General features: G+C 63.0%; 6 protein-coding genes and 1 tRNA gene. 5 read left to right on the top strand and 2 right to left on the bottom strand.

Features of this window, described 5'->3' with window-relative positions; genetic code table 11:
• Positions 1–278, bottom strand: a 278-nt coding sequence (locus ACO48X_RS07260) for a hypothetical protein (RefSeq protein WP_485001420.1), incomplete at its 3' end; no start/stop codon positions are given.
• A gap of 459 nt (positions 279–737) precedes the next feature.
• On the opposite strand from ACO48X_RS07260, the gene ACO48X_RS07255 reads away from it, so the two are divergent.
• The 3 genes from ACO48X_RS07255 to ACO48X_RS07245 all read left to right on the top strand — a co-directional run bounded on the left by ACO48X_RS07255 (position 738) and on the right by ACO48X_RS07245 (position 2654).
• Positions 738–810 (top strand) — tRNA-Glu (locus ACO48X_RS07255).
• A 544-nt stretch (positions 811–1354) separates the two neighbouring features.
• Positions 1355–2179: a Fic family protein gene (locus ACO48X_RS07250; protein ID WP_485001419.1), complete on the top strand. Its 825-nt coding sequence runs from the start codon at positions 1355–1357 to the stop codon at positions 2177–2179.
• Between the two features lie 187 nt (positions 2180–2366).
• Positions 2367–2654: an antibiotic biosynthesis monooxygenase family protein gene (locus tag ACO48X_RS07245; RefSeq protein ID WP_485001418.1), complete on the top strand. Its 288-nt coding sequence runs from the start codon at positions 2367–2369 to the stop codon at positions 2652–2654.
• Here ACO48X_RS07245 and ACO48X_RS07240 read toward each other — a convergent pair.
• Positions 2651–3025 carry a VOC family protein gene (locus tag ACO48X_RS07240; RefSeq protein WP_485001417.1) on the bottom strand — a complete coding sequence of 125 codons (375 nt, stop codon included), beginning with the start codon at positions 3023–3025 and terminating at the stop codon, positions 2651–2653. The genes ACO48X_RS07245 and ACO48X_RS07240 overlap by 4 nt on opposite strands.
• A gap of 176 nt (positions 3026–3201) precedes the next feature.
• Between ACO48X_RS07240 and ptsP the strand changes: the two genes are divergently transcribed.
• Positions 3202–5766 (top strand): phosphoenolpyruvate--protein phosphotransferase, encoded by a 2565-nt coding sequence (gene ptsP / locus ACO48X_RS07235; protein ID WP_485001416.1) that lies wholly within the window; start codon positions 3202–3204, stop codon positions 5764–5766.
• Positions 5767–5776: 10 nt separating this feature from the next.
• Positions 5777–5952 (top strand): PTS sugar transporter subunit IIB (locus ACO48X_RS07230; protein ID WP_485001423.1); only part of this gene is annotated, 176 nt, incomplete at its 3' end.

Here is a 5952-nt window from a genome sequence, read left to right as displayed (position 1 = left end):
GCCCCGACGACGGCGAAGGAGGCGCTCATGGGCCTGACGACCGGATGCGAGGCCTGCCTGAGCAAAACGTGGCGCCGCATGATGAAGCGCATGAACATCTGAATGCCGATCGAAACCAGCATGCCCACAAAGAATCCGGTGCCAATGCCCAACAGAATCGTCAGCGCGTCCACCGCAACAGAACCCGCCGTCTCCTTCGCCGGGGGCTCGGCGCGCACAGCCGCAGCGGGCGCGAACGCGGAAACAACTTCGTAACCGTTTGCCAAGAATACTCCCATGCCCTCAAGGCTAAGCGATGCCGCCTGAAAGTACGCCATATTCCCGCGGAATATGGCCAAGGTTATGCGTTCGGAGTTTCGCGGTGCGTGCGCTTGCGGCCTCGCAGGCGCACCGGCCGAGCCTTTTGACCGCCGCATCAACCGCCCCGGTCGAGGACATCAACCGCCCCGCCGGGGAACATCGCGCGCGGCGATCGCGCGGGCCCTGGCGTCGCAACATCACCCGCCCCGCCGGGGAACATCGGTCCGGCGAACACGGACCGGCGGCCTAGCTTTCGAACAGCGCAGGCGTCTCGGGAGCGGCAGGCGCACCCCGGAATCGCAGGCGCTCCAGGAGCTTTGGACCGGTGAGCAAGGACACAGCCCATTCGATTTTGCAATGCCCCTCCCCTTTCCTCTAAGCTAATCGAGTTCCACCAGCCGGCAACGGTGAGGAACGGACAAACAGACAATCAGTCCGCCCCTATCGTCTAGTGGCCTAGGACGGCGCCCTTTCACGGCGCTAACACCGGTTCGAATCCGGTTGGGGGTGCGAGAAGGTCAATGAATCTTCATTGGCCCCGTAGCGCAGTTGGTTAGCGCGCCGCCCTGTCACGGCGGAGGTCGCGGGCGTTCGACTGAAAATCGAAAGGTCACCGGATCGACGCCGGTCGGAGCCACTGCCTCGAATTTGGGACATGCGCGCTCTTCTTTGCCTCCCTTCAGCTTCTCCCCCGCGCTTCAACGCGTACGAACTTTCGCGTTCGTTTCCCGCGCACGAAGTTTCGCTCTTTTACGCGTGCAGACCCTTGTTCTTCTCGCACCGCATGACTCCTAGTGCGCGAATCCTTGGGACCTCTAAAGCAACAGCTCAACCCCGTCGCTCCGGCAATCCTCGGCCGAGCGACGGACGAACCGGAGACGCCTACAACACCTCGGCTTTTTCGGCGCGTTTTGGCACTTCCAACACGCGTCTCGGCCTTTCGGGGCGTGCCGAGTTCTTGATGGCACATGTAAAGATTTTTTACACGTTCCAAAAACGTGTAAAAAAATTGGCGATTTTTTTACACGTCAAGAGCGCAGCCCCAGATCCCGCGGTGAAGGAGACTCTGCGCTACCGGGAAGCTCTGTTCGCCGGCTTCGAGGAAGTCCGCCGTCATCCCCTCAACACGAATATCGCCCTCAAGGTGAGCTCCCACATAAGCGGCTACAACATGGAGCTGAGGTCCCCGCCCGGCACTTTCATCGGAAACCCCACGACCTTGGAAGCCCGGTACACGCCCCCCGAAGGCAAAGAGCTCATCGCCCGCAAGCTCGGGGATTGGGAGAAGATCGTCCACATCGGAGACGAACTCGACCCATTGGTCGCAATGGCGGTTGCGCACTACCAGTTTGAGGCAATCCACCCTTTCACGGACAGCAACGGGCGCACGGGAAGGATCCTCAACATCCTCATGCTCATCGAAAGGAGGCTTTTGAGCGAGCCGGTTCTCTACCTTTCCCGCTACATCATCGAAAACAAAAACGAGTACTACGACCGCCTCCTGGCCGTGACACGAGACGGCACCTGGCATGAGTGGCTTTCCTTCATGCTGAGCGCCGTGCAATCGACCTCCGAGGAGACGCTCGCAACCATCGACAGAATCCAAGGGCTTCGCCGCACGATTCGCGAGCAAATGCGCTCCAATCGGGGAAGTTCGAACGCCGACCTTCTGGACCTGCTCCTCGAACGGCCATACTGCCGAATCGCCGACGTCGAAAACGCCTGCAACGTCACGCGCCCCACGGCGACCAAACGTCTGGAAGAGCTGGTCGCAGCGGGCGTGCTGGACGACAGAAGAGCCGGCCGAGATAGACTTTTCGTCAACGTGCCGCTGATGGAGATCCTCCGCAATCCCAAAGCCGCGACGTCGGCACGCTGAGAATGTAGGATTAGCCGGCTAAAGCTACTGATCGCGGCGCGCGATATGGCAAAGCAAGTCCAGCACTGCTACGGCAAAATCGATGCCCCTGACCCAGCGAAAATAGACACGGCGGCCGACGCCAGCCGGGTCGGGGGCGCGATACGAGCAGAACCAGGCAACAAGTAAACAAGAGAAGGAAAGACCCATGACATTCGTCAACATCACGGCACTCACGTTTCCCGAAGGAGCTCAAGAGGAAATCGAGCGACGCTTCGCAGCCCGAAAAAAGGCCGTCGACGCGGCCGAAGGCTTCTTAGGATTCGAGCTATTGCGGCCGGTGATCGGCGAAAATCGCTACTTCGTCATAACTCGTTGGGATTCGCGTGAAAACTACGAGCGATGGTCGGCTGCGCGCCCAGCCGGTGGCCACGAAGACGACACCCGTCGGGGTATGCGTGTCGAACCTCTCGGATTCGAGGTTGTCAAGCTCTAAAGCACCTGGACCAGGCGGATCAAATACCCGTCTGGATCTTGCACAAGATACTCGAGTTGCCCCTCCAAACCCGCCCCGTGAGCGCTCGTTTGGTACCAGATTTGCCTCAGCTCGCGAAACGGCCGAATGCCCTGATCCATCAGCCGCGAGCGCACGGCATTGACGTCGGGAACCTCGATCTGCAAGTTGAGGCCTCTTCCCCGAGGCGAGCGCACTCTGGCGGTGAACCACGTTTCCGGGTGATCTTCTTCCAGCATGAGTTGGGCTCCGTTGAGGTCGAGGTAGGCGAACAAAGGCTCGTCTCTTGTGAAGAGCACGGTGAAGCCGATGCCTTTGACGTAGAAGTCAAGGCTCTCGACTATGTCGTTCACAGACAATTCGGGAACGAGCGGATTCCAACGCATAGCCCGATCATGGCATATGTTCGGTGGACCTAACTGTGGGACCTCGTACACTTTGTGGATAAATCTCGTTAAAACGGCCAAATTCGCATAGACTTCGCGTCAAGTAGCCTCGCGGCAGAGCCCTGAAAGGAGGGACTTCTTCCATGAGTCCAAAGACGGCCCATGTCCAAGTCCTTGCCCCGTTGACCGGCGTCATGGTGCCGATCGAAAGCGTTCCCGATCCCGTCTTCGCCCAGAAGATGGTCGGCGATGGATTCTCCATCGACCCTTTCGACGGCACGGTTTTCGCTCCGGTTTCGGGAGAGATCGTCGATCTCCAAAACGCCCATCACGCCCTCACGATACGCACATCGGAGGGGATCGAGATCCTCATCCACGTCGGCCTTGAAACCGTCAGCCTGGAAGGACGCGGATTCACGCCCCACGTCGCCAGGGGCGACAAAGTCGCGGTCGGCGACAGGCTCATAACTTTCGACGTCGACCGGGTTGCCCGCGAGGCGAAAAGCCTTCTCACCCAAGTGGTCGTCGCCAATATGGACGCGATCGCCTCGATCCGGCCCGAAACCGGAATGGTGGTCGGCGGAAGGTCCTTGGCCGCCACGATCGAGCCCGCCGCGCCGAAGGCCCGCGCATCGGCCGGCGGCGGAGGCGAGGCCTTCGTCGGCACGGTCGTCATCCCCAACCCGACGGGATTGCACGCGCGGCCCGCTGCGACCCTCGTTGCCCTGGCCAAGGGCTTCGAGAGCGACATCAAGCTGGCCTCCCAGGGAAACACCGCCAACGCCAAATCGATCGTCGCCATCATGGGCATGGGCCTCGCCCACGGCCAAGAGGTCGAAGTCAGCGCCGCCGGGCCCGACGCCGAGCGCGCACTCGCCGAAGTCATCGAGGCGATCGACGGCGGACTCGGGGAGGAGCCCGTGCCCGCAGGCTCGCCGGCCCCAGAATCGGCCGCCCCCGCGCAAGCCGTTCCCGCGCAAAAGCCGGCGGCCCGCCGCTCGGAGGACCCCGACGTCTACCTCGGCATTCCCGCTTCGCCGGGCCTGGCCGTAGGCGCGCTCGTCCAGCTGCGCACGCAGGAGTTCGCCATCGTCGAGGCGGGGCTCAACCCAGCCGACGAGCGACGCACCTTGCGCGACGGGCTCAACCGCGCACTGTGGTCTTTGGGGCAGCTCGCCGACGGTTTGCGCAGGCAAGGCGATGAGGAACGCGCCGCGATCTTCTCCGCGCACGAAGAGCTGCTGCAGGACCCGGAGCTTCTCCACCTGGCGAATGTCGCGGTAAACGAAGGAAAGAGCGCCGCTTTCGCTTGGCGCAACGCCTACACGACGTTCGCCGACCAGCTCGAGTCGCTGGGCAACGAAGTGCTCGCCGGGCGCGCCACGGACGTGCGCGACGCCGGCGTCCGCGTGCTCCAGGAGATCACCGGGCAAAAGCTCGAACGCCCCGAGCTTCCCGAAAACACGATCCTCGTGGCCGAGGAGCTGACGCCTTCGGACACGGCTCAACTGGACCGTTCGAAGGTCGTCGGATTTGCGACCGTCACCGGCGGCGCCTCCTCCCACGTCGCGATCATCGCGCGCTCGCTCGACATTCCCGCAATCGCGGGAATTGAAGAGGCCGTCCTCGACCTCGAAGACGGAACTCGGGCGGTCCTCGACGGAACCTCCGGCGAGCTGCGGACGAACCTTTCCGAGGCCGGCCTTTCCGCGGTTCGCAAGCGCCAGGAGCGCATCGAGGCCCGCAAGGCCGCCGAGTACGCGAGGAAGGACGAGCCGGCGGTCACCTCCGACGGACGACGGGTCCAGGTGGTCGCCAACATCGGCGGGGTCGACGACGCAAAGGAATCCCAGACGAAGGGCGCCGAAGGCGTCGGCCTTCTGCGCAGCGAATTCGTCTTCCTTGGACGCGCCGACGCCCCCAGCGAGGACGAGCAGGTCGCGATCTACGCCGATTGCGCGCGCGCTTTGGCGCCCGGTCAGCCGCTCGTCATTCGCACGCTCGACGTCGGCGGAGACAAGCCGCTTGCATACCTCCCCCTCGGAGAGGAGGACAACCCGTTCCTCGGCCTGCGCGGGGTGCGGGTGGGCCTCGACCGCCCCGACACTCTGCGCCCGCAGATCCGCGCGATCCTTCGGGCAGCGGACGAAGGGGCCAAGCTTCACGTCATGTTCCCGATGGTCGCCACGATCAGCGACTGGCGCCGCGCGAAGGCGATGTGGGACGAAGAGGTTGAGGACCTCGGGTACCGGGGCAAGGTGAGTCTGGGCATCATGATGGAAGTTCCTTCCGTCGGCGTGATGGCCAAGCAGTTCGCTGCAGAGGAGGGCCTTGACTTCTTCAGCGTCGGCTCGAACGACCTGACGAGCTACACCCTGGCAATGGACCGGGGAAATGCCAAAGTCGCCGCACAGGTGGACGCATGCGACCCGTCGATTTTGGCTCTCATCGGCCAGGCGGCCCAGGCCCTGCACGAGAAGGGCAAGTGGATCGGGGTGTGCGGCGGCGTCGCCTCAGACCCGCAGGCGGTTCCGATCCTCGTAGGCTTGGGCGTGGACGAGCTCAGCTGCTCGATCCCGGCCATTCCTTCGATCAAAGCGAAAGTCAGGGCGTATTCCTACAGCGAGTGCAAGTCGCTCGCCGATGCGGCGCTGACGTCCGCGACCCCCGAAGAAGTCCGCGCCCTCGTCCCTCTCGACGAGGTATGAGGAGGTAACCATGAGTACCGCTTCCGAGATCGTCGCCGCCGTCGGCGGCCCCGAAAATATCTCCAGCCTCACCCATTGCGCCACTCGCCTGCGTTTCCAGCTGGTCGACGCTTCGAAAGTCGACGGCGACGTGATCGATGCGATCGACGGCGTCATGGGCTCCGTCCCCCAATCCGGGGAACGCTA

Source organism: Peptidiphaga sp. (assembly GCF_057238965.1).
Note: the sequence above shows the minus strand (reverse complement) of the source record. Positions and strands in the feature narration are given on the sequence as shown.